At 65.0% G+C, this 22,111-nt stretch carries 22 protein-coding genes and 1 tRNA gene; 11 read left to right on the forward strand and 12 right to left on the reverse strand.

Annotation, left to right across the window (positions count from 1 at the left end):
- Window positions 1-11 precede the first annotated feature (11 nt).
- Complete coding sequence (locus ACQPZ2_RS36405; protein ID WP_433522556.1) at window positions 12-2,051, reverse strand: cytochrome c oxidase assembly protein; 2,040 nt, start codon at window positions 2,049-2,051, stop codon at window positions 12-14.
- Between the two features lie 222 nt (window positions 2,052-2,273).
- Here ACQPZ2_RS36405 and ACQPZ2_RS36410 point away from each other — a divergent pair.
- Window positions 2,274-2,347 (forward strand) — tRNA-Arg (locus tag ACQPZ2_RS36410).
- A gap of 281 nt (window positions 2,348-2,628) precedes the next feature.
- Here ACQPZ2_RS36410 and ACQPZ2_RS36415 read toward each other — a convergent pair.
- Window positions 2,629-4,053, reverse strand: coding sequence for an amino acid permease (locus ACQPZ2_RS36415; protein ID WP_433522557.1), 1,425 nt, complete (start codon window positions 4,051-4,053; stop codon window positions 2,629-2,631).
- Window positions 4,054-4,137: 84 nt separating this feature from the next.
- Between ACQPZ2_RS36415 and ACQPZ2_RS36420 the strand changes: the two genes are divergently transcribed.
- Together ACQPZ2_RS36420 and ACQPZ2_RS36425 are read left to right on the forward strand one after the other, a co-directional pair.
- A complete protein-coding gene (locus ACQPZ2_RS36420; RefSeq protein WP_433522558.1) occupies window positions 4,138-5,088 on the forward strand; it encodes an FAD-dependent oxidoreductase in 951 nt (316 codons plus the stop codon).
- Window positions 5,089-5,176: 88 nt separating this feature from the next.
- A complete protein-coding gene (locus tag ACQPZ2_RS36425; protein ID WP_433522559.1) occupies window positions 5,177-5,758 on the forward strand; it encodes a hypothetical protein in 582 nt (193 codons plus the stop codon).
- A 13-nt stretch (window positions 5,759-5,771) separates the two neighbouring features.
- On the opposite strand, the gene ACQPZ2_RS36430 is transcribed toward ACQPZ2_RS36425, so the two are convergent.
- From ACQPZ2_RS36430 to ACQPZ2_RS36440, 3 genes are all read right to left on the reverse strand, one after another.
- Entirely contained in the window at window positions 5,772-6,380 is a 609-nt protein-coding gene (locus ACQPZ2_RS36430; protein ID WP_433522560.1) for an Rv1733c family protein, read from the reverse strand.
- A gap of 149 nt (window positions 6,381-6,529) precedes the next feature.
- Window positions 6,530-7,009, reverse strand: a complete 480-nt coding sequence (locus ACQPZ2_RS36435) for a DUF4383 domain-containing protein (protein WP_433522561.1) — start codon at window positions 7,007-7,009, stop codon at window positions 6,530-6,532.
- Between the two features lie 152 nt (window positions 7,010-7,161).
- Complete coding sequence (locus ACQPZ2_RS36440; RefSeq protein WP_433522562.1) at window positions 7,162-7,536, reverse strand: VOC family protein; 375 nt, start codon at window positions 7,534-7,536, stop codon at window positions 7,162-7,164.
- Between the two features lie 118 nt (window positions 7,537-7,654).
- Between ACQPZ2_RS36440 and ACQPZ2_RS36445 the strand changes: the two genes are divergently transcribed.
- The gene (locus ACQPZ2_RS36445; RefSeq protein ID WP_433522563.1) at window positions 7,655-8,314 is read left to right on the forward strand and encodes a L,D-transpeptidase family protein; all 660 of its coding nucleotides are present in this window, start codon (window positions 7,655-7,657) and stop codon (window positions 8,312-8,314) included.
- On the opposite strand, the gene ectB is transcribed toward ACQPZ2_RS36445, so the two are convergent.
- On the reverse strand, window positions 8,315-9,607 hold the full coding sequence (ectB, locus tag ACQPZ2_RS36450) for a diaminobutyrate--2-oxoglutarate transaminase (protein ID WP_433522564.1): 1,293 nt from the start codon (window positions 9,605-9,607) through the stop codon (window positions 8,315-8,317). It lies immediately after the preceding gene.
- 151 nt (window positions 9,608-9,758) lie between these two features.
- On the opposite strand from ectB, the gene ACQPZ2_RS36455 reads away from it, so the two are divergent.
- The 3 genes from ACQPZ2_RS36455 to ACQPZ2_RS36465 all read left to right on the forward strand — a co-directional run bounded on the left by ACQPZ2_RS36455 (window position 9,759) and on the right by ACQPZ2_RS36465 (window position 12,431).
- Window positions 9,759-10,613, forward strand: coding sequence for an ABC transporter permease (locus ACQPZ2_RS36455; protein WP_433522565.1), 855 nt, complete (start codon window positions 9,759-9,761; stop codon window positions 10,611-10,613).
- A complete protein-coding gene (locus ACQPZ2_RS36460; protein ID WP_433522566.1) occupies window positions 10,606-11,439 on the forward strand; it encodes an ABC transporter permease in 834 nt (277 codons plus the stop codon). The genes ACQPZ2_RS36455 and ACQPZ2_RS36460 overlap by 8 nt, the downstream gene beginning before the upstream one ends.
- A gap of 128 nt (window positions 11,440-11,567) precedes the next feature.
- Window positions 11,568-12,431: an ABC transporter ATP-binding protein gene (locus tag ACQPZ2_RS36465; RefSeq protein ID WP_373864792.1), complete on the forward strand. Its 864-nt coding sequence runs from the start codon at window positions 11,568-11,570 to the stop codon at window positions 12,429-12,431.
- A 35-nt stretch (window positions 12,432-12,466) separates the two neighbouring features.
- Here the strand turns inward: ACQPZ2_RS36465 and ACQPZ2_RS36470 are convergent, their stop codons facing one another.
- Together ACQPZ2_RS36470 and ACQPZ2_RS36475 are read right to left on the reverse strand one after the other, a co-directional pair.
- Window positions 12,467-13,135 carry a DUF4389 domain-containing protein gene (locus ACQPZ2_RS36470; protein WP_433522567.1) on the reverse strand — a complete coding sequence of 223 codons (669 nt, stop codon included), beginning with the start codon at window positions 13,133-13,135 and terminating at the stop codon, window positions 12,467-12,469.
- A 167-nt stretch (window positions 13,136-13,302) separates the two neighbouring features.
- Window positions 13,303-13,581, reverse strand: a complete 279-nt coding sequence (locus ACQPZ2_RS36475) for a hypothetical protein (protein ID WP_397046142.1) — start codon at window positions 13,579-13,581, stop codon at window positions 13,303-13,305.
- A 440-nt stretch (window positions 13,582-14,021) separates the two neighbouring features.
- Here ACQPZ2_RS36475 and ACQPZ2_RS36480 point away from each other — a divergent pair, with 440 nt between their 5' ends.
- Window positions 14,022-14,561 (forward strand): DUF4254 domain-containing protein, encoded by a 540-nt coding sequence (locus tag ACQPZ2_RS36480; protein WP_433522568.1) that lies wholly within the window; start codon window positions 14,022-14,024, stop codon window positions 14,559-14,561.
- Here the strand turns inward: ACQPZ2_RS36480 and ACQPZ2_RS36485 are convergent, their stop codons facing one another.
- From ACQPZ2_RS36485 to ACQPZ2_RS36495, 3 genes are read right to left on the reverse strand one after another with little or no spacing between them, the layout of a single operon-like run.
- Window positions 14,562-14,828 carry a hypothetical protein gene (locus tag ACQPZ2_RS36485; protein ID WP_433522569.1) on the reverse strand — a complete coding sequence of 89 codons (267 nt, stop codon included), beginning with the start codon at window positions 14,826-14,828 and terminating at the stop codon, window positions 14,562-14,564. It lies immediately after the preceding gene.
- A gap of 42 nt (window positions 14,829-14,870) precedes the next feature.
- Window positions 14,871-16,019 (reverse strand): fatty acid desaturase family protein, encoded by a 1,149-nt coding sequence (locus ACQPZ2_RS36490; protein ID WP_433522570.1) that lies wholly within the window; start codon window positions 16,017-16,019, stop codon window positions 14,871-14,873.
- Between the two features lie 21 nt (window positions 16,020-16,040).
- Complete coding sequence (locus tag ACQPZ2_RS36495; protein WP_433522571.1) at window positions 16,041-17,099, reverse strand: ferredoxin reductase; 1,059 nt, start codon at window positions 17,097-17,099, stop codon at window positions 16,041-16,043.
- A 183-nt stretch (window positions 17,100-17,282) separates the two neighbouring features.
- Here ACQPZ2_RS36495 and ACQPZ2_RS36500 point away from each other — a divergent pair, with 183 nt between their 5' ends.
- Window positions 17,283-17,903, forward strand: a complete 621-nt coding sequence (locus ACQPZ2_RS36500) for a TetR family transcriptional regulator (protein WP_433522572.1) — start codon at window positions 17,283-17,285, stop codon at window positions 17,901-17,903.
- Window positions 17,904-17,917: 14 nt separating this feature from the next.
- Here the strand turns inward: ACQPZ2_RS36500 and ACQPZ2_RS36505 are convergent, their stop codons facing one another.
- A complete protein-coding gene (locus tag ACQPZ2_RS36505; protein ID WP_433522573.1) occupies window positions 17,918-19,306 on the reverse strand; it encodes an MFS transporter in 1,389 nt (462 codons plus the stop codon).
- Between the two features lie 105 nt (window positions 19,307-19,411).
- Between ACQPZ2_RS36505 and ACQPZ2_RS36510 the strand changes: the two genes are divergently transcribed.
- On the forward strand, window positions 19,412-19,993 hold the full coding sequence (locus ACQPZ2_RS36510) for a PadR family transcriptional regulator (RefSeq protein ID WP_433522574.1): 582 nt from the start codon (window positions 19,412-19,414) through the stop codon (window positions 19,991-19,993).
- On the forward strand, window positions 19,990-22,020 hold the full coding sequence (locus ACQPZ2_RS36515; protein ID WP_433522575.1) for an FAD-dependent oxidoreductase: 2,031 nt from the start codon (window positions 19,990-19,992) through the stop codon (window positions 22,018-22,020). The genes ACQPZ2_RS36510 and ACQPZ2_RS36515 overlap by 4 nt, the downstream gene beginning before the upstream one ends.
- The last annotated feature ends 91 nt before the right edge of the window (window positions 22,021-22,111 follow it).

Here is a 22,111-nt window from a genome sequence, read left to right on the forward strand (position 1 = left end):
TCGATGGGAGCTCAATGACGTATTCCTCGATCACGTTTGGCCAGCTCGGCGAACATGGCATTGTGGGCGGCCAGCTCCGCGTCGTGGTCGCGATCGGCGGCCCGGTCGGTCCGTTTCGCGAGTTTCGCATCGCTGCGCGACCACTGGATGAGCAGCGCCAACATCACCACGACCAACGGCACCTCACCGCTGGCCCACGCCAGGCTACCGCCGGTGCGCTGATCACCGAGCAGGTCGCTGTTCCAGCCGAGGGCAAGACTGCGGAAGAACCATCCGCCCATCACGGTGGTCATGCTCATCAGCGCGATGCCGAAGAAGGCGTGGAAGGGCAGGGACCCGAACACCATGCCCAGCTTGGTCAGCGGCTGCACTTGGCGCGGCTTGGGGTCGATGCCGATGACCACCCAATAGAACAGATAGCCGCTGAGCAGGAAATGCAGATTCATCATCAGATGCGCCGCGTGGGAGTCGACGAACGAGTCGTAGATGCCGCCCATGTACAGGGCGTAGAACCCGCCGACGAAGATCACCGACGCGACGATCGGATGGGTCAGAAAACGCGAGACCGGATTGTGCACCGCCGCCAGAATCCACTCCCGCGGCCCGGGAACGCCGCCGCGCCCCGCCGCAGGCAACGCCCGCAGCGCGAGGGTGACCGCACCGCCGAGCGCGAACAGAATCGGCGCGAGCATCGATAGCGCCATGTGCTGTCCCATGTGCACGCTGAAGACCGCGGGCGAGTACCGCCCGACCCCCGACGAGGTGGCGAAAAGCAGGATTGCGCAGGCCGACAACCAGGCGATGGTCCGCCCGACCGGCCAGGCGTCCCCCCGCGCGCGCAACCGCCGCACACCGAGCAGGTACAGCACGGCAAGCACGATGGCCAGCGTGCCGAAGATCAAATCGAAGCGCCAGTCGAACAGTATTCGCGAGGCCGTCGGCGGACCGTCGAGAGTGTAGCCGAGTTCCACCTCGGCCGGTGTCGGCACACTGGCCGGCGGCGGTGGCGGCGTGCGCCCCAACCCGACGGCCAGACCCATCGTGGCCGCGAAGATCAGCACCTCCAGCCCACCGAATCGGATGAGCGCGGCGCGGTCACGCGGATTCGCCGCGAGCGCGGGGAGGCTGGCGCGGCGCTGCAGATATCCGAATACGCCGAGCACTGCGAGTGCGCAGGCCTTGGCGATCACGAGTCGGCCGTAGGTGGTGGTGAACAGATCGCTCCACGGCACGCGCACCCAGGAATTGATCACACCGCTGACGCCGATCACGACGAAGGCGATGGTGGCGGTGAGCGAGAACCGCCTGGCCGCGACATCGGTGTGGTCGCCGCCGCGCAGCGCATGCGCGAGCACCGCGAACAATCCGCCGACCCATACCGCGGCCGAAACCAGGTGCAGGATCAGACTGTTGGTGGCCAGGTCGTGCGCGCCGCCCGCGGAGGAATGCCCGGTCAGCGCAAGCGGCATCATGGTCACGATCGCGCCGCCGAACAGCACCGGGGTCCATCCCCAACGCAGTGCGAGGCGGCAACCCACCGCGACGACCAGCGCGAACACCACCGTCGTGCGCCACGCCTGGGCCAGTTCGACTTGGTCGATCGCGCGCCACAGCTGCTCCGGCCGCCAGATCTGCCCGACCGGCTGCCCGGTGGTGTCCGACACCGTCAGCGGTATGAGCAGCGCCGCACAACACGCCCAGGTCAACGCGAAGTTCGAGGCGCGCCGCACCGCCCGATATCCGCCGACATCGAGCAGCCCATCGGCCTGTGGCGGCACCAGGAATGCGGCGAGCAGCAGCGAGCCGACGGTCAGCGCCGCGGACAGATCGGCGAGTGCGCGCACCGCGGGCAGGCCATAGGTGGTCAGCGGTCCCGGATCCGGAATACCGAGCAGACTCAGCGCCTGCGCCGCCGACAGTCCGACGATCATCGCGGCGACCACCGCGGCGATGGCACCGGCCAGCACCGTCAAGGTCGCGAAGGTCGCCCCGGAGCCCGGCTTACCCGTTTCGAGCTCGGGTGCGACGGACGGGTCCTGCGGTGACGACATGGCACTGAGCGTAGTCGGCCCTTAATGCGTGGCCCGGCGGGGTTTGGGCCGATATGGTGACTAACGGATCGGAGGTGCGATGTCGATCATGCCGCGACTCGCTTGGCCCGTACACCGCAGGTGGCTGAAATGTTGCTGACGCTAAGAACCTAGCCATCTGGACGGTCGCTATACTTGGCGCGCTGGACAGCACGGCCAATGTCGGCCATGGTGGAACCCACTGCCTCCGTAGCTCAGTTGGATAGAGCAAGGGCCTTCTAATCCCTAGGTCGCAGGTTCGATTCCTGCCGGGGGCGCCGCGCAGCCCGTCCGTTCGCGTTTATGCGGGCAGACGGGTACCGCGCACGTCGTCTCACCCTCTGTCGACCGTCCGCGGATCCAAGTTCGAGGGCTCGTCCCCGAGTCAACCCCTGGGAACTCACCAATTCAGTTGTCACGTGTGTGACCGATTCCCGTCCGAATAGCCCGAAGTATGCAGAGGTCACGGCCTGCCGTGGGATAGGTACCACCCCAGAGCACCTCTTAAACGGGGAAAATCAGAGTTCTTCCGCGACTCGCCGTGACCCGACCGGCGTTTCTATTGAGACGATTCGGAGTCCGCCGCCGTCTGGACTGGCGCTCTCGCGGTTCGTCGTCTGAGGAACCAGCCACCGACCAGGACCGGAACCATGATCAGCGGTACGGCGACGATTGCGCTGCGCTGTTCGGCGCTTCCGCTGCTCGCCATCAGCGCTACTACACCGGCGAGGAAGACCAGGGTGGCGATGCCGGTGTAGGGGGTGCCGATCAGGCGGAATGCGGGGCGGGTCGCGCGGCCGTCGCGCCACCAGCGCCAGAGTTGCAATTGGCACAGGACGATTGCCGCCCAGGCGGTGATGACGCCGAGGGCCGACATGTTCAGCACGATCTCGTAAGCCTGCTCGGGGACCACCGCATTGAGTCCGACGCCGGTCAGGGCGATCGCACCGGTGGCCAGAATTCCAACATAGGGAACCCCGTTCGCCGACAGCTTGGCGGCGCGGGCGGGGGCGCTGCCGTTCATCGACATGGAGCGCAGGATTCGACCCGTCGAGTACAGGCCCGCATTGAGGCTGGAGAACGCCGCCGTCAGTACGACCAGATTCATGACGGAATCCGCGCCCTCCACACCGATTTTGGCGAAGAACGTGACGAACGGGCTCTGCCCCGCACGGAAGGCGGTGTAGGGCAGCAGCAGGCTGAGCAGCACCAGCGAACCGACGTAGAACACGGCGATGCGCGCGATCACCGAGTTGATGGCGCGCGGCATGATCTTCGCGGGATTTTCCGCCTCTCCGGCGGCGGTGCCCACCAATTCCACTGCGGAGTAGGCGAATACGACACCGGTCGTGACGACGACCAACGGCAGCAACCCGGTCGGGAACAGTCCGCCGTGGTCACGCAGGACACCGGGCCCGGTACTTTCGCCTGCTATCCGGAAGCGGCCGACGAGAAAGACCGTGCCGATCACCAGAAAGCTCACCAGCGCGACAACTTTGATCAGCGCGGCCCAGAATTCCAGCTCACCGAACCAGCGCACCGAGACCAGATTGATCGCCACCACCACGGCCAGCGCGATCAGCGCGATGACCCACTGCGGAATCGAGCCGAAGGCCGACCAGTAGTGGACATAGGTGGCGATGGCGGTGATGTCCACGATGCCGCTCATGCACCAGTGGAAGAAATACATCCAGCCGACCGCATACGCGAGTTTCTCGCCGTAGAACTCGCGGGCGTAGGAGACGAACGACCCCGACGACGGACGGTGCAGTACCAGCTCGCCCAGCGCGCGGAGCACGAAGAAGACGAACACTCCGCATACGGCGTAGACCAGAACCAGCCCGGGACCGGCGCTGGCCAACCGACCGCCCGCACCCAGGAACAGCCCGGTCCCGATGGCGCCGCCGATCGCGATCATCTGTAACTGACGCGGGCGGAGACTCTTCTGATACCCGACGTCCTCGTCATGCAATACGTCAGCCACAGTGCCTCCCGCGCTCCCCGAATCGTATCGTTGAATAATGTATCGTCAAATAGCGGTACACTCAATGGTGGTAAAATAATCGCCGTGCGAGCGGTGGTAGTCGGATCCGGAATCGTCGGCCTGTCAACGGCATTCGAACTGCTGCGCGGCGGGCACCATGTCGTGGTGGTGAGCGCGGCGCCCATCGACTCGACGACATCGTTTCTGGCCGCCGCGGTGTGGTTTCCCACCGCGGCCGGGCCGACCGAGCGCGTCGCCGCCTGGAGCGTCGAAACGTTCACCCATCTGGAACGACTCGCGCGAGCCGGTACCCCTGGCGCGCGCATGTGTGAATCGCTCGCGGTCTATCGCGACGAACCGGCGACACCGTCCTGGTCCGAGGCCGTCCGAGCGTTCCGGCGGGCGCGGACGGACGAACTCCCGCCGCAGTACCGATTCGGGTTCCGGTTCGCCGTTCCGCTGCTAGAGATGCCGATCTTCCTGCCGTGGTTGGCATCTCAGGTTCGTGAGGCGGGCGCGTACTGGGTTCGGCGGACGATCGGAAGTCTGGACGAGCTCGACGATCTGGCGCCCGATGTCATCGTGAACTGCGCGGGCCTGCGTGCCGGTCCACTGGCAGATGATGCCGACGTCTACCCGATCCGCGGCCAGATCGTGCGCATCACCAATCCGGGTATCTCGGTGTCGGTACGTGACGAAGCACACCCCCTCGGACGAGCCTATGTCCATCCCCGCACCCACGACTGCATCCTCGGCGGCTCATTGGAGACGGGCGCATGGGATCGCACTCCCGATCCGCAACTGACACAGTCGATCCTGCGTCGCTGCCGAGACCTCGTACCGCAGCTGACCGGCGCGGAGATTATCGAAACGGTCGTCGGACTGCGGCCCGGTCGCGCCGAAGTCCGCCTGGAGATCGCGCAGGCCGACGCGTCATCGGTTCCCGTGGTCCACAACTACGGCCACGGCGGCTCCGGCATCACCATCGCCCACGGTTGCGCCCGCGAGGTATCGGCGCTCATCGATACGCTGTGATCGGTTGAACCAGTAGTCGCGTTGGCTCGTAGTACGGGGGACGAGTTGCGATCCGCGCATCGTCGAATTGCGACGAAGGGTTCGAAAGATGAATTCAGCCAGACGTTTTCAGCAAGTCACCGTGCCGATCGCGGCCGCCGCTGTCGTTCTCGCGGGTCTGCTGAGCGCCTGTAGTGGCGAGAAAGGCGCCGAGGCGGTGGCACAGACGACTGCGGCCACCGTCGCGGGGCAGGCACCGGCGGTAGCGAAAACGCAAGGCTGGCTGAAGATCTACGACGGCACCGCGCCGACCGGTACCGCGAATGCGGTCCAGCTCCGCGTGACCAGCAATCCTACTGTCGGACAGTATGTTTCGGACGGATCGGGCCGGTCGCTGTACCGGTTCGACAAGGACACGGCGGCACCGTCGGTATCCAACTGCTCCGGACAGTGCGCCGTGACCTGGCCGCCGTTGACCGTGACCCGCGACCAGGTGCTCTATGCCGCGGGCGTCGATCCCCAGCTCGTCGGATTCATCGAACGTGCCGACGGCACATGCCAAATCACCATCGGCGGCTGGCCGGTGTACTACTTCTCGAAAGACACCAAGCCGGGTGATCTGCTCGGGCAAGGTGTCGGCGGAACCTGGTTCGCAGTGGCACCGAACGGCGGCAAGGCCCTGAGCAAGTGATCACCGCAGCCCCTCATTGGCTGCCCTGACCTGTGGGGTGGCTGAATTGACGCCACTCCCGGTCCAACCGGATATGGCGGCGATGGTTCAGCGCCCACGTGGTGGACCAGACGACTGCTGCCGCGCCACACCAGATTTCGAGGAGAACAGCGATGCCGACACCGATGCCGTGCACGGCGGCGGCACTCGACCGTTCGGGAGGGGTGGTCGGTGTTCCGTCCGGGCCCAGCCAGACGGGGGCGGGCCGACCGGGTGCGGTGAGATCGGGGACACCGACGATCGCGGTGCCGGACTTGCCGTCGTGGGTCCAGGACACCTGCGCCTCGAAGTGGTCGCGCACCGTTCCGTTGCGGTCCGCGATGGGTGCGGAGACCCGGGCGGGGGTGCCGATTATGGTCCCTGTCACAACGAGTTTCGTCGCGTTTTCGGTGTGGATCCGTTCGGATGCCGCGCTATAGGCCGCGGTACCGGCCGCAGCGGCGGTCGGTACCGCGATCAGCAGTACCAGGACGGCCAGAATGCGGACGAACCCCTCCACCCGATCGGAGACCCGCATCAGCGGACTGGGATTCCAGGGCTGCATCCGCCAGCTCCGCACCGGCCACGTCGGCGACTCCGACACCTCCATCACCTCCTACGACGGAGCCCGCGAGCAACCGCGACTCCTATCCCCGGCATTCCCCCGAGTCGCCAATTGATGCACCAGCGCAAGCCCGGAACATGGACAAACCCCGCTCGGCGCACGTCCGAGCGGGCTTCATCGGCTCATACCTATTGAATCGACGGACGCGGCGACCCGGTTACGCTTCTGCTGCCCGACCACCCGAGCGCCGCCCCGACGGCGACCATGCCGACGCCGAGGGCGAAGTGCAGCCAGTTGTCGGCGGTGTTCACGGGGACGAAGTTCGCACCGCTGTGCTGGTCGATGACCAACCCGTACAACCACAGCACCAGGTAGATGATGCCGCCGCCGAGCAGGAACGCCCGGGACGCGAGCGCTGTGCGCGATGCCAGCAAGCCCGCGACGCCGAACACCAGGTGGACGATGTTGTGCAGGATCGAGACGTTGAACAACCCGAAGAGCTGGGCGTCGGAGCTGTGTCCGGCCCATTCCATGCTGTCGTAATTCGTGGTGATGCCCGGTATGAAGCCGAGCACGCCGACCACCAGGAACACCGCGCCGACCGCCGCCGCCGCGATGCGCAGCGGCGTCCAATGCGCGGATGAGGTTTGCGCGTGATGCGCGGCCATGGTGACCGCCTCTCCCGAACCAGGCGTCGGAACAGGCGCCCGCTTCGTGCGACTGATTTCGATGACTGCCGGTTTGTGGCAGTCACCTGCGTCATACCCGTGCGCTGTGTAGACAAACGAAAAACCCGCAGGTCCAGCGCGCAGACCGACCCCTATAGCCAAATGAGGCAGAAGGTGTGTCCGACGGGATCGGCATAAACACGGAACTGCTTGTCGTCGTTGGCCTGCACCAATCGTGCGCCGAGCGCGAGCGCTTTCGGCTCGGCCGCTTCGATCTCGTCCACCAGCACATCGAAATGCAGCTGCTGGGACGCTTCCGGATCCGGGAAACGCGGTGGTCGATACTGCGGCGCGTATTGGAACGCCAAGCGCCTGCCGCCGGGTTCTTCGATGACGACCCAGGTGTCATCCGGCGCATCGGTCGGTTCGGCGCCGAGCAGCCGGGCATAGAACTCGGCCAGCTTCGGCGGATCCGGGCAATCCAGCACGACAGTGCGCAGACTTCCAACCCTGCCTTCGGTCATCATTCGACCTCCTGTATGTCGCGGAAATGCTCATCGCGTACCCGCGTGCGGACACTCGAATCCGCCTGCGGCGGTACGGGCGGAATCTGCATTAGGGTCGACGCCCGTCGGGAGGTTTCAGTTGTCGAAACGCATAACGCTGCTCATCGTGCTGCTGGCCGGCGTCGCCGCGTGCACCAGCACACCCAGATCCGATCTGCCCCTGCCGTACCACGGCGATGCCGACCAAGTCGTCACCGTCGTCGCCGAGCACGCCGCGGATACCACCGCGACACTGACTGCATGGCAACGCATTTCAGGTGGCTGGCGCGCCGCTATCGGTCCGCTTCGGGCCTATGTCGGGCGCGACGGCATCGGCCGAGCAAGCGAGGACTCGGCGCATACTCCAGCAGGTGTGTGGACGCTGAGCGAGGCGTTCGGGATCGCGCCGAACAACGGAACCCGCCTCCCCTATCGCCAGGTCGGCGCACAGGACTGGTGGGTCTCCGATACGAGCTCGCCGAGTTACAACCACCACGTGCAATGCGCCACCGGCACTTGCGAGTTCGATGAGCATGCCAGCGAGAACCTGAGCGCGGCCGGTCCGGCGTACGAACATGCCGTGGTGATCGATTACAACCGTCAGCCTGTCGTCGCGGGCGCGGGTTCGGCCTTCTTCCTCCATGTCGAGACCGGACGCCCGACCGCTGGGTGCGTATCGATCCCGGCTGCCGACCTCGAAGCCGTTATGCGATGGCTGGATCCGAGCGCGCACCCGGTGATCAATATCGGCAGCAAGTGACTATCCGCAGATCTCCCCCACCGCACCGGCGAGCAGCGACAACCCGCGATCCAACTCGTCCTCGCTGATTGTCAACGGCGGCAACAGCTTTACCACCTCGTCGGCCGAACCGGAGGTCTCCACGAGCAGCCCGCGCTCGAAGGCGAGTTGGGACACCTTGCCGGCGCACGACGCTTCCTCGAACACGATGCCGTGCACCAGCCCGCGCCCGCGCGTCGAGACACCGGGGAATGCCGCCGCGATTTCGGCGAGCGCGCGCGCCGTGCGCTCCCCTTTGGCCACCGTCGAAATCTCCAGCGTGCTATCGGACCAGTAGTGCTCCAGTGCAACCCGCCCGGTGACGAATGCCGCATTGTTGCCGCGGAAGGTGCCGTTGTGCTCACCGGGGGCCCACTGATCGAGTTCGGGCTTGAAAAGCACCAGCGCCATGGGCAACCCGTACCCGCCGATGGATTTCGACAGCGTCACGATGTCGGGAGTGATGCCCGCGAACTCGAACGAGAAAAACCCACCGGTCCGTCCGCAACCCATCTGCACATCGTCGACGATCAGCAGAATTCCGCGCGCTCGGCACAATTCGGCCAGCTGCCGCAGCCATTGTGAGCGTGCGACATTCACCCCGCCCTCGCCCTGCACCGTCTCCACGATCACCGCGGCGGGCTTGTCCAAACCCGAGGACGAGTCGTCCAGGGCCCGCCGCATCCAGCGCAGGTCGTCGGCCGCATCGAGGAAGCCGTCGTAGGGCATGGGCATCGCATGCGGCAGTGGCACACCGGCAGCCGCGCGTTTGGCGGCATTGCCGGTCACCGATAACGCGCCGAGCGACATCCCATGGAAGGCGTTGGTGAAGTTGAGAACGGTCTGGCGTCCGGTGACCTTGCGCGCCAGCTTCAACGCGGCCTCGACCGCATTAGCGCCGGTCGGACCGGGAAACTGCACCTTGTAGTCGAGTCCGCGTGGCTCGAAGATCGTGTCGCGCAAGGCCTCGAGCAGTCGCCGCTTGGCGACGGTCGACATATCGAGGCTGTGCGTGATCCCGTCGCCGACGATGTAGTCCAGCAGCGCCCGCTTCAGCACCGGATTGTTGTGGCCGTAGTTGAGTGCGCCCGCGCCCGCGAAGAAGTCCAGGTAGTCCTTGCCGTTCTCATCGCGCAGCCAGGCCCCGCTGCCGGTGTCGAAGACGGTCGGCCAAGCCCGGCAGTACCCGCGCACATTCGACTCGAGCGTCTCGAAAACGGTCATCTCAGTGTTGTTTCGAGCGACCTGCGAGCAGTCGCTAGCGGCGACAGTCATCGACATTCCTTCCTGTCGTGCGCGAGCGCCCACGCGGCAAATCTGAAGTGACTGTGTTTCTAACATTGGTGCAGCGGGTTTGTCGCACTTTTCCAAAAATCGCGCGCTTACCTACCGCGCGTCCCCCGACGCACCGTAGAGTTAACCGTTTGTGCGCGGCAGTGTGGAGGGCAACAGATCGCAGCTAGCCGCACTGCACGCACTCCGGACCGCGCGGCTGTACCTCTACCTCGTCCGAGCCGGTTTCCGGCGCCAATCCCAGTACAAACTGGCGATGTTCGCCGGTCTGTTCACCAACTGCGTCTTCGGATTCGTGCGGGCGGCGGTGATGATGGCCGCGGTGCGTGCATCCGGCGGCTTCAGTGGTTACGACGCGGGATCGATCGGCGCCTACGTCTGGCTGTCCCAGGCCCTGCTCGGTGCGACCCAATTCATGGGACCTCCACTGGAATTGGTGGATCGGGTCAAGAACGGCGATATCGCCATCGACTTCTTGCGTCCGGTCGATGTCCAATTCAGTTATCTCGCCATCGATCTCGGCCGCGCATCGTGCACGATCCTGCCGCGCGGCGTGCCGAGCGTACTGGTCGGCGTGTTTACCTTCGGGCTGGTCATGCCCGGCACACCGGGGCCCTACCTGCTCGGGCTGGTCGGCGTGGTGCTGGCCGTAGCGTTGTCATTTCTATGCCTTTTCGCAGTCGGATTGATCGGATTCTGGGTGGTGGAAACCCGCGGGCTCCGAGTGCTATACCAGATTTGCGGCACGTTTCTGGCCGGGCTGTTCGTGCCGGTCCATATGTTCCCGGCATGGCTGCGCACCGTCGCGCATGCCACTCCGTTCCCGTCGATCCTGCAATCGCCGATCGACATCCTGTCGGGTCGGGTCACCGGGATGGATGCCGTGACGGTCGTTGCCGCACAGGTGTTCTGGGTACTCGCGGTCGGTGCGGTGGGCCGGGTGCTGCTGGTGGCCGGGCGCCGCAGGCTGGAGGTGCAGGGTGGCTGAGCCCCCGTATACGCCCGTACCGGCCGGTACCTGGTTCACCCCCTACGCGGCGGTGCTGCGGTCGCGAATGCGAGCCCAGCGCGCATACCGATTGTCCTTCGCCAGTGAAGTATTCAGCGCCTTCTTGATCGGCATCGTCGAATTCGCCGAGGTATGGGTCATCTACCACAATGTCCGGGTCCTCGGCGGGCTCGATCTGGACGGCGCGCTGCTGCTGTTCGGCCTGAGCAATTCCGGATTCGCACTGGCCCAAGTGCTGTTCGGGCACCTGGATTCACTGCCGACACTCATCCGGCTCGGCGTGCTCGACGCCTATCATCTACGCCCCCAGCCACTCCTGTTGCAGCTCATCACCAGTGACATCTCGCTGCGCCGATTCGCCCGCGCCTCGGTGGCGATCATCGTGCTCGGACTCGGCCTCGTTCGCAACGATCTCACTTGGGGCCCGCAAACTCTCGCACTGCTGGTCATGACCCTGCTCAGCGGCATCGCCCTGTTCGGCGGCGTGTTCGTCTGCGCCGCAGGCGCGCAGTTCTACCTGATCGACGGTGCGGAACTGACCAACAGCTTCACCTACGGCGGCTCCTTCGCCGCCATGCAACCGGCTTCGGTATTTCCGACATCGCTGAAACTGGTATTCGGATTCGCCATTCCGGTCGCCTTCACGGCGTATCTACCGACCATCGCACTGCTGCACCTACCCGGCCCACCGCTGCTGCCACCCTGGCTGGCCTGGTGCGCACCGTTGGCGGCGCTGTGGGTGTGGCTGCTCGCGTTGGGTTTGTGGCGACTAGGCACTCAGCACTATCAGGGAGGCGGCGGATAAGCGTGGCGGACAGCGAGCTATCGGACTCGATCATCGAGATCGAGAACCTGACAAGGCAATTCATTCTGTATCGGAGGAACGGGCAGCGCTGGCGACGCAGCCGCGAAACGCTCACCGCGGTGGACCGGATGACGTTTCGCATCGAACGCGGTTCGGCGGTGGGCTATATCGGCGCGAACGGGGCGGGCAAGTCGACCACCATCAAAATGCTGACCGGCATCCTGGTCCCCACCTCGGGCACCGTGCGCACCTGTGGCCTGGATCCGGTGCGGCAGCGGCGCGAACTCGCCGCCCGGATCGGAGTGGTTTTCGGGCAGCGCTCCCAGCTGTGGTGGGATCTGCCGCTGCGCGAATCGTTTTCGATTCTAGCCGCGATCCACCGGCTGGAATCCGATGTCGCGCATAAACGTACCTACGAGTTGGTCGAACAACTGGAGATGGCCGAGACACTCGACACTCCGGTGCGCCAGCTCTCGCTCGGCCAGCGCATGCGGGCCGAGGTCGCCGCGGCGCTGCTGCACTCCCCCGAATTGGTCATCCTCGACGAACCGACCATCGGCCTCGACGTGCTGTCGAAACAGCGACTACGTGAGTTCCTACGGGCCGAACGCACCGAGCGCGGCACCACGCTGTTGCTGACCACGCACGATATGGGCGATATCGAGCGGCTGTGTGACCGGGTGCTGGTCGTCGACCGCGGCAGTCTGGTGTACGACGGTTCACTGACCGGCCTGGCGGTGCGGGTGGGCGCGCGGCGGGTGCTGGTCGTCGATCTGGCCGAACCGACTCGCAATCTGGACGATCTGCCGAGCGCCGAACTGTTGACCAGCGAGGGCGGGGGCATGCGCCAGCGATTGGCTTTCGACGCCGAATCCACCACCGCCGCACAGGTTCTCGCCGCGGTCTCCGACCGCGCCGAGGTGCGCGACCTGTCCATAGAGGAGCCGGACATCGAGGACGTGGTCCGGCGGATCTATGAATCCGCTTGGTGACCGACGCCGCTGCCCGGCTCCGATTCGATTGATATTCAGTTGTTTTCGGGTTCGCGAGCGCCCTGGTCGAGTCGGAACGGCGGGTATTCGTCACGCATCAGCGAGGCGTAGGCGACCACCCGGATGGCCCACCGGTGCACGCCGAGCAGGAAGTCGAACAGCCCCTTCGGATAAACCGCCGTGAACAGCAGTGCCACCACCGCGACCAGTAACAACACGTTGGCCAGCGCGAATGCGCCCCAGTCATTCTTGCCGCCCATACTCGCACTGAAAATCGCACCGAGGATCAGATAGTGCGGAATGGCCAGCAGCCACCATTTCACCAGCACCAGACCACGACTCAACTGCTCGGGATAGTCGATTTCCAGATCCGCCGGATAATCCGGATCCGACTGCAGACTGAACGGCGGATACCTATCGGTGCCGAGCACCGAGTAGGCGTAGAAGCCGACCCGCCATCCCCACCGCATGACGCCGACATTGAAGTCGAACAGTGCGCGCGGATAGTTACCGGTGATCAGAATCGCGAAGAATGCGACCACCGAGACGATCACGTACGCGATGGACAGGAATACCAGAATAATGGCGTGTGGGATGGCCAGGATCCATTTGACCAGCCACATCCAGCGCGATAGCGCGGGATCGAGATCTCCTCGGACTCGAACCGGATCGGCCGCCGCAGCGACGGTTTTCTCGGGCTCCATGATCGATGCTCCTTCCAGGTGCTTCGATGCCTCGACAACGAGTGGAATGTCCCGATTGTCCCGTATCGGACATGCGGCCGGACCACGTTCCGATACCGACTCGCCAACGAAAAGGTGGCCGCCGTCGTGCCGAATCGCGCAGTGCCGCAACGGCCCTGCCGCAGGCCTCAGCTCGGCGCCTGCCCCTGGGCCGAGTACAGACTGACCTCGCCCTCCTCACCGAGGAAGGCGTTCACCAGCATGATCTGCCCGGCCTCCAGCTCATCCGGGTCGGGGGCGCTGGTGGTGATCGAGATCTGCGGAATCACCGCCCAGTTCACGACATAGCGTTCGGGCGGTCCGTCGTCGTCGGACAGGCGGGCGAGCCGAAACACCGACACCGTCTTGCGGAGGATGAGCGTGCGCACGACCTCGGCGATTCGCTCCGGATCTTCCAGCGCGAACATGAACCCGAACGTCAACTCGGGCGAAGACACATAGGCGGGCACAAACACCGAGGCTAGTCGATCGAACGGCGTCGTGCGCGCGCCTCGCCGGAAGTGGTTGCTGCCCATGCGCCAAGCGATTTCACGAAGGTAGGAAAGTCGGCAGTTATGTGACCGATCCGTAACGGATCATAACGATTTCCCGGCAGCTCATCTGTTTCTACACCATTCTATTGCGCCGATTCGACTATCGCGCTTTCCTGAAAAGGTCCCGATTTTCTCGGGCCGTCTTCCTCATCGCATCGTCGCGGATTTCCCGGTTTCTTTGCCGTGCTGGTGGACTATGCGGAGGGCGATCCGGCTGCGGGGCTGCGCCGGAGCCGAGGGGTGCCCCTCCCCGAAATCCTCCTCGGCCCTGGCGCATCCAAGACACACCCATCGCCACCGCAGAGGCGTGCATCATGCCTACCCAATATGCAGCAGCAGGTCGTATCGAAGCCGACGAGCTGCCATCACCATCGGCGCTACTGCGTGCATTTCGCGAACCCGACGATCCGAATCGACACCGACACCGTGTCCTGGCCGCGGGACGCGCACTGGTCGAATGTCATGAACGCAGGCGCAATGCCCTGCAGGCCGCGCATGCGCCGGAGGCGCCGAGCGGCCGCGTAGCACAGTGCCTGCAACTCGTCGACGACCTCGACGCACACCGAACCGAACTGGTCGGCCATATCGACAATTGGGTCGCCGACAATGTGGAGCATCGCGCCGGCGCCTCGCTGCACACCGAGACGCTGGGCGCGGTCATCGATCGAATGGCGGCGAAATGGGTTGCGGCACAACACGCATTGGGCATCGCGGCACCGGTCGGGCCGCCGCATCCACTGCAGCTGGACGATGACGCCCAGCTGCAGTGGAGCCGATTGGCCGAACTGGCCGACGGGTACAAGGACCTGATCACCGATGTGATCGAGCACCGGCGCAGGCTGCCGGTGTGGTGATCACCGGGGGTTTTCCGCCTCCGGCTCGACCACCTCTGCCTCGACGAACGACGCGCTCGGCTCGACCTCCGCGTCATAGGACACGTCGGCCTCGTCGACGAGATCATTCCCGTGCTGCGCCGCGGCATCCTTGCGCGCGGCGGCCGCGGCCTCGTTCATCTCGATGGCGTCGGTGATCCACTCACCGATCTCCCGGGTGACTTCCGCGACGGTGCCGGTGATGATGTTCGCAATATTTCCGACATGTCTTGCACCAGAGGAAGTCAATTCTTGAATTAGATCCTTGTTACTTTCGAATTTCCCGATCATTCACACGCCCACTTCGGTTGTGTTCCGCTGTCGCATCACGATAACACCGGGCGTGGACTCCTTCCCGACCAAGAACGGCGGCAGTGCCAGCTTGAAAATCTTCAGCCAGACCGATCCGACTTGCTTACCGAGCGAACCGGTGTTGTACGGCAATCCATACTTCTCGCACAGTTCCCGAACCTCCGGCGCGATCTGCGGATAGCGATTCGCGGGCAGATCCGGGAAGAGGTGGTGCTCGATCTGGTGCGACAAATTCCCGGACATGATGTGAAACAGCTTGCTGCCGGTGATGTTGGCCGAGCCGAGCATCTGCCGGACGTACCACTCACCACGAGTCTCCTCGGCGGTCTCCTCTTCGGTGAACGTCTGTACGCCCGTGGGGAAGTGGCCACAGAAGATGATGGAGAAGGCCCAGAGGTTGCGCACCAGATTGGCGGCGGTATTTCCGGCGAGTGTGCTGACGAACAGCGGACCGGTCAGTGCCGGAAAGACGAGATAGTCCTTGAGCACCTGCCGACCGGCCTTGCGCCACTGGCCCTTCAACAATCGCTTGACATCCGACCAGCTCTTCTTGCCCCGGATGATGTTCTCCGCCTCCAGGTCATGGCCCATCACGCCCCATTCGAACAGCACCATCAGCGCGAAAGCGTAGAGCGGCTGGCCGAGTCGCAGCGGATTCCACTGCTGAGCCTCGTCCATGCGCAGGATGCCGTAGCCGATGTCCCGGTCCATGCCGTGGATATTGGTGAAGGTGTGGTGCATGTAGTTGTGCGAATGCTTCCACTGGTCCGCCGGGCAGACCGTATCCCATTCGAACTCACGGGAATTCAGGCCGCGCTCGCGCATCCAGTCGTACTGGCCGTGCATGACATTGTGGCCGATCTCCATATTGTCCAGGATCTTCGACACACTCAGCGCGGCCACCGCGGCCAGCCAGAACGGCGGCAGGAAGCCGAGATACATCAGGCCGCGCCCGGCGATCTCGAAACCGCGCTGCGCCTTGATGATCGAGTAGATGTATTCGCGGTCGGCATCGCCGAGATCGGCGACGACGCGGGCGCGCAGGTCGTCGAGGGCCCGGCCGAGTTCCTCGACCTGGTCCGGACTCAGTACCAGCGGGCCGTCTTTCGTTTCGGTCAGAATTGTCATTGCTTCGGTCCCCTTGCTTTGTCAGATATCGATGTCGACGTCGCCGACGGGCGCGTTGATGCAGAGCTGGATGGGCTGATCCGGATCGCTGTCGGTCTCGCCGGTGCGCACATTGCGGGTGCAGCCGCTGCGCCGAACCGCGGTGCAGGAGAAGCAGATGCCCATCCGGCAGCCGTACTCCGGTGTCAATCCCGCGGCCTCGGCCTGCTCCAGCAGGACCGCACCGTTGTTCTCTGCGCTGCGTCCGCTGGCCGAGAAACTGACCGTGCCGAAGGCCTCGTCGGCGTCGACGGGCGTGCTGGACAGGGTGAATTCCTCGGTGTGCAGCCGCGCGTCCAACTGCTCTGCCTCGAAGATCTTGCGCACCGCGTCCATCAGGCCCTGGGGCCCGCAGACGTAGGTCTCGCTGTCGGCGAACCAGGGTGCGACGGATTCGAGTTGGTCGTAGTCGAAATGGCCGGAGCCGTCGCCGGGATAGCGCAGTTCGATGCGGAAGTTCTTGTGCGCCTGTGCGATCGCCTCCAGCTCTGCCCGATGCGGCACCGTCTCCGGCGATTTCGCATAGTGCAGGAAGGCGAGTTCGCCCGGATAGCCCTCGTCCGCCAGCGTGCGCAGCATGGACAGCACCGGGGTGATGCCGCTGCCGCCGCTGATCAGCAATACCCGCTCGGGGCGCGGTTCGGGCAGTCGGAAGACACCGGCGGCCGGTTCCAGGCTGACCACCATGCCGGGTACGGCGTTGCGGTAGAGATATTGCGATACCAGGCCGCCCGGATGCGCCTTGACCGTCAGTTGCAGGTGCCGGTCGCGCCGCCCCGCCGGATTGACCGGTGAATAGCACCTGGTGTGCCGGACGCCGTCGATGACGACGCCGATCTGCACATATTGCCCCGCGACGTGGCCGCGCCACTGCCGGGTGGGCCGCAGGGTCAGCGTCACCGATCCCGGCACCGAGCGGCGGACGTGGGTGATCTCCGCCCGCAACTCCCGAACCGTCAGCGTGGGGCGGACGAGTTCCAGGTAGCGGTCGAGCGGGTGCGGTGTGGTCAGGGTTTGCACCAGGTCGATGAGTCCCACCATGCGGTTGCCTCTGCTTTCGGGCCGCGGCGTACTCCTGAACCCTCATCGGCGAAGATTTCAGTGCACGCCTGTACACTCAACTAGTGTGACCGATGAACCGGGTGCAGTGTCAACCAGGAACTGATGTGACCCGAACTACATCCTAGGAATAGACGAATGGTGAACGGCTGTATGCTCACTGTGATGACCGAGACCGCAGCTACCCGGGGCGAGCGCAAGGAGCGCACCAGACAGGCCCTGCTCGACGGCACGCTCGCACTGGCCGCCGAACGTGGCTTCGGCGCGCTGAGCCTGCGGGAGATCGCCCGCTCCGCGGGCATCGTCCCGACCGCGTTCTACCGGCATTTCGCCTCACTCGACGATCTCGGCGCGGCCTTGGTCGACGAGGGCATCCGGGCGCTGCGCCTGGCTCTGCGTCAACTGCGCCGCACGCCCGACGCCAGACTCTCAGAGACCGTTCGGTTCGTTTTCGGTCAGGTCGCCACCAAACGCGAACTCTTCGGCTTCATCACCCGCGAACGCCGCGGCGGCTCGGCCGCCCTGCAACATGCCATCGCACTCGAACTGCAATTGATCGTCCGCGAACTGGTCGTCGACCTGTCGCGCATTCCGGACCTGGACTCCTGGTCCCCCGACGACCTCGAATTGGCCGCCGACCTGATCGTCTCCACGGTCGCCGACTGCATCGCCGACTACGTCGCCGCCACCCCGCGCGACCAACCCGCGATCATCGACCGCACCATCCGCCAGGTCCGTCTCATCGCACTCGGCATGGCCGCCTGGCGGCCCGCCAAGGAGCGCTGAACAATCGATCTCGCCTACACAGCGTCAACCACGCGATCCGGCTCACGGACCGGCAGCAATGCCGCCAAACCGATGGCGAGGACTACCAGAATGCCGACAATGCCCGCACGGTCGGCGTCGAAGGCCCAGACGAAGAAGCCGAAAAGTGCTGGGGCAAGGAAGGATACGGCGCGACCGGTGGTGGTGTAGAGGCCGAACATCTGCCCCTCGCGGCCGGGTGGGGCCAGGCGGGTGAGGAAGGAGCGGGCGGCGGATTGGGCCGGGCCGACGAAGATGGTGAGCAGTAGGCCGAAGACCCAGAACATGACCGGACCGGACACGAGCAACAGCGCGATGCCACAGATCACCATGGCGATCAACGAGACCACGATCACGATCTTCGGGCCCACGCGGTCGTCGAACCGACCCGCGGTGACCGCGCCGAGTGCCGCAACCACATTCGCGGCAATGCCGAACAGCAGCACGTCGGAGTCGGCGATGCCGTAGACCCGCACGGCCAGGATCGCACCGAAGGTGAACACCCCGGCCAGACCGTCGCGGAAGATCGCGCTGGCGATCAGGAAGCCCACGGTGCGTCGATCCACCGCCCACAGCTCGCGCAGATCCCGCCACAGCACCCGGTAGGAGCCGAAGAATCCGGCCTTCGCCGCACCGGGATCGGCATTGGTGGGCGGTAATTCGGGTACGGCGAACAGCACCGGCAGCGCGAAGGCGGCGAACCAGACCGCCGCCAGCATCGCGACCAATCGGATATTCGTACCGTCATCGATGGGCACACCGAGCAGACCTCGGTTGTCACCGTGGCCGGAGATGAAGCCGAAGTAGCTGATCAGCAGGATGAAGATGCCACCGAAATAGCCCATGGCCCAACCGAATCCGGAGACCCGGCCGACATCTGCCGGAGTGGAGACCTGGCGCAGCATGGCGTTGTAGGGCACGCCCGCCAATTCGAAGAATGCGGAACCGAAGCCGAGCAGGACCAGGCCGAACCAGAAGTCGTGGTAGTTGTCGTGAACGAAGAACATCAGCGCCATCGTCAGGATGGTCAGCGCGGTCAATACGCCAAGTGAGCGTTTACGTTTCGCACTCGCATCGAAGCGCTGGCCGCTGATCGGCGCGGTCAGTGCGACCACGAAACCCGCGATGCCCAGGGCCCAGCCGAGCCATGCGCTCGGTTCCACCCCGCCCGGCAGATCGTCGCCGACCTTATCGGTGAGGTACACCGAGAATACGAAGGTCAGGATCACGGCATTGAATGCCGAGGACCCCCAATCCCACAACCCCCACGCCACCACTTGCCCGCGCCCGGCGGCCTGCCCGACGGTCGCCCGCGCGTCAACCTCCGGCTCATCCGTCACCCGGCCACCACCCTCATCGAATCCGCTGCGCGATGCGGCGCTCATGGGCGCAGCCTAGTGCGGATTTCGCCGTCGGGCGGGCCAACACTCGATACCGCCACTCCTATGCACCCAGTTGCATAGTACCGGGTGTAACGATAACCTGGCGTCATGGCACTCGAACATGCGCTGCTGGTATCGCTGACCGAGCGCGCCGGTTCGGGTTATGAGCTGGCGCGTCGCTTCGACAAGTCCATCGGCTTCTTCTGGCGCGCCACCCACCAGCAGATCTATCGCGTACTCAAGCGCATGGAGGAATCCGGCTGGCTCACCAGCGAGGCGGTGACGCAGGAGGGCAGGCCGGATAAGAAGGTCTACTCGGTGAACGAGGCGGGCCGGGCAGAGCTGGCGCGCTGGATCGCCGCACCGTCCGATACCTCGATACCCCGCAATGAGCTCGGTGTGAAGATTCGCGCCGCCGCACACGGCGATATCGGCGCGCTCCGCGATGAGGTCGCCCGCCATCGCGAGCAGCACAATCAGCGCCTCGAGCTTTTCCTGCTCATCGAGAAACGCGACTTCCCTGCTCCGGATCAGCTCTCCGGCACCCCGCTGCACCAGTACCTCGTGCTGCGCGCGGGCATCCGCGTGGAGTCCGGCTTCGTCGAATGGTGCGACGAAGTACTGCAAGCCCTGCAACCGCGTGCAACAGCCCCGCACGTGGACCCGAAGAAAGGTGAGACTCAGCGATGAGTTCGTTCCCCCATCTTTTCGAGCCTCTCGATCTCGGCTACACCACGCTGCGCAATCGCGTGATCATGGGGTCGATGCATACCGGCCTGGAGGATCGCGCCTGGGATACCAACCGGCTCGCCGCCTATTTCGCCGAGCGCGCCCGCGGCGGTGTTGGTCTCATCATCACCGGCGGCTACGCCCCGAACCGCACCGGCTGGCTGCTGCCGTTCGGTGCCAAACTCACCAATAAGTCCGAGGCCTACCGGCACCGGGTGATCACGAAGGCGGTGCACGAAGCGGGTGGCAAGATCGCCATCCAGATCCTGCACGCGGGCCGCTATTCCTATATGCCGGGCAGTGTTTCGGCATCCTCGATCAAGGCTCCGATCAATCCGTTCCGGCCGCGCAAGCTCTCCGCGCGCGGGGTCGAGCAGACCATCGACGACTACGCCCGCTGTGCGCGGCTGGCCCAGTTCGCGGGCTACGACGGTTGCGAAATCATGGGCGGTGAAGGCTATTTCATCAACCAGTTCCTCGCGCCGCGCACGAACAAGCGCACCGACAAGTGGGGCGGCTCGCCGGAGAACCGGCGCAGGCTCGCGGTGGAGATCGTGCGCCGCACCCGCGCGGCGGTCGGGCCCGGCTTCATCATCGTATTCCGTTTGTCCATGGCCGAATTGGTCGAGAACGGCCAGACCTTCGACGAAATCATCGCGCTGGCAAAGGAACTCGAAGCGGCTGGCGCAAGCATTCTGAATACCGATATCGGCTGGCACGAGGCGCGGGTGCCGACCATCGTCACCTCGGTGCCGCGAGCGGCCTTCGTCGAATTCACCGCGAAGATCACCGAGCAGGTGAACATTCCGGTCTGTGCGTCCAACCGGATCAATATGCCGGAGATCGCCGAGGAGATCCTCACTCGCGGTGACGCGCAACTGGTCTCGCTGGCGCGGCCGTTCCTCACCGATCCGGAATGGGTGAACAAGGCCGCCGCCAACCGGGTCGACGAGATCAACACCTGCATCGCCTGCAACCAGGCCTGCCTGGACCACGCGTTCCAGCACAAGACCGTGTCCTGCCTGCTGAACCCGCGGGCGGGTCACGAGACCGAACTGAAACTGCTCCCGACTCGGCGCACCAAGCGTGTCGCGGTCGTCGGCGCAGGCCCGGCCGGACTATCGGCGGCGGTCAATCTCGCCGAACGCGGGCACCGGGTGGACCTTTTCGAGGCCGACGACAAGATCGGCGGGCAGTTCGATATCGCCCGCCGCATTCCGGGCAAGGAAGAGTTCAACGAGTCGATCCGCTACTACACCAGGATGCTCGAGGTCACCGGTGTGACCGTGCACCTGAACAAGCGGGTCACCGCGGCGGAACTGCTCGAGGCCCGCTACGACGAGATCGTGCTGGCCACCGGTGTACGCCCGCGCATTCCGAATATCCCCGGCATCGACCACCCGATGGTGCTGTCCTATGCCGAACTGGTCCGTGAGGAGCGGCCCGTCGGCAAGCGCGTCGCCGTCATCGGTGCGGGCGGCATCGGCTACGACGTGAGCGAATTCCTCACCGTCGAAGGACATCCCACCCTCAAACTCGACGAGTGGAAGGAAGAGTGGGGCGTCGACTCCGCCGACGAACAGAACCGCGGCCAGCTCACCGAACCCAAACCGGCACCCGCCGCCCGCGAAGTTGTTCTGCTGCAACGCAAGTCGACCCCGTTCGGTAAGGATCTCGGCAAGACCTCCGGCTGGGTGCACCGCGCGGCGCTGAAGGCGAAAGGCGTCGAGCACGTCGGCGGCGTCAACTACGAACGCATCGACGACCACGGCCTGCACATCAGCTTCGGCGAGAAACGCCAACGCCCCCAACTGATCCCGGTCGACAACGTCGTCGTCTGCGCAGGCCAGGAATCCGTCCGCGAACTCGAAGAGCCCTTGCGCGCCGCCGGCGCCAACATCCACCTCATCGGCGGCGCCGACCTGGCCGCCGAACTCGACGCCAAACGCGCCATCGACCAAGGCACCCGCCTCGCGGCCCGCCTGTAGCGACTCCACTCCCCACGCCGTGCCTCTCGGGGTGAGAATCACGGACTGCTGCGACGCGCGGTCGCACCTGCTGCAGGGCACCGCCCGCCGC

Origin of the sequence: Nocardia pseudovaccinii (assembly GCF_050942345.1) — a bacterium.
Lineage (GTDB): Bacteria > Actinomycetota > Actinomycetes > Mycobacteriales > Mycobacteriaceae > Nocardia > Nocardia pseudovaccinii.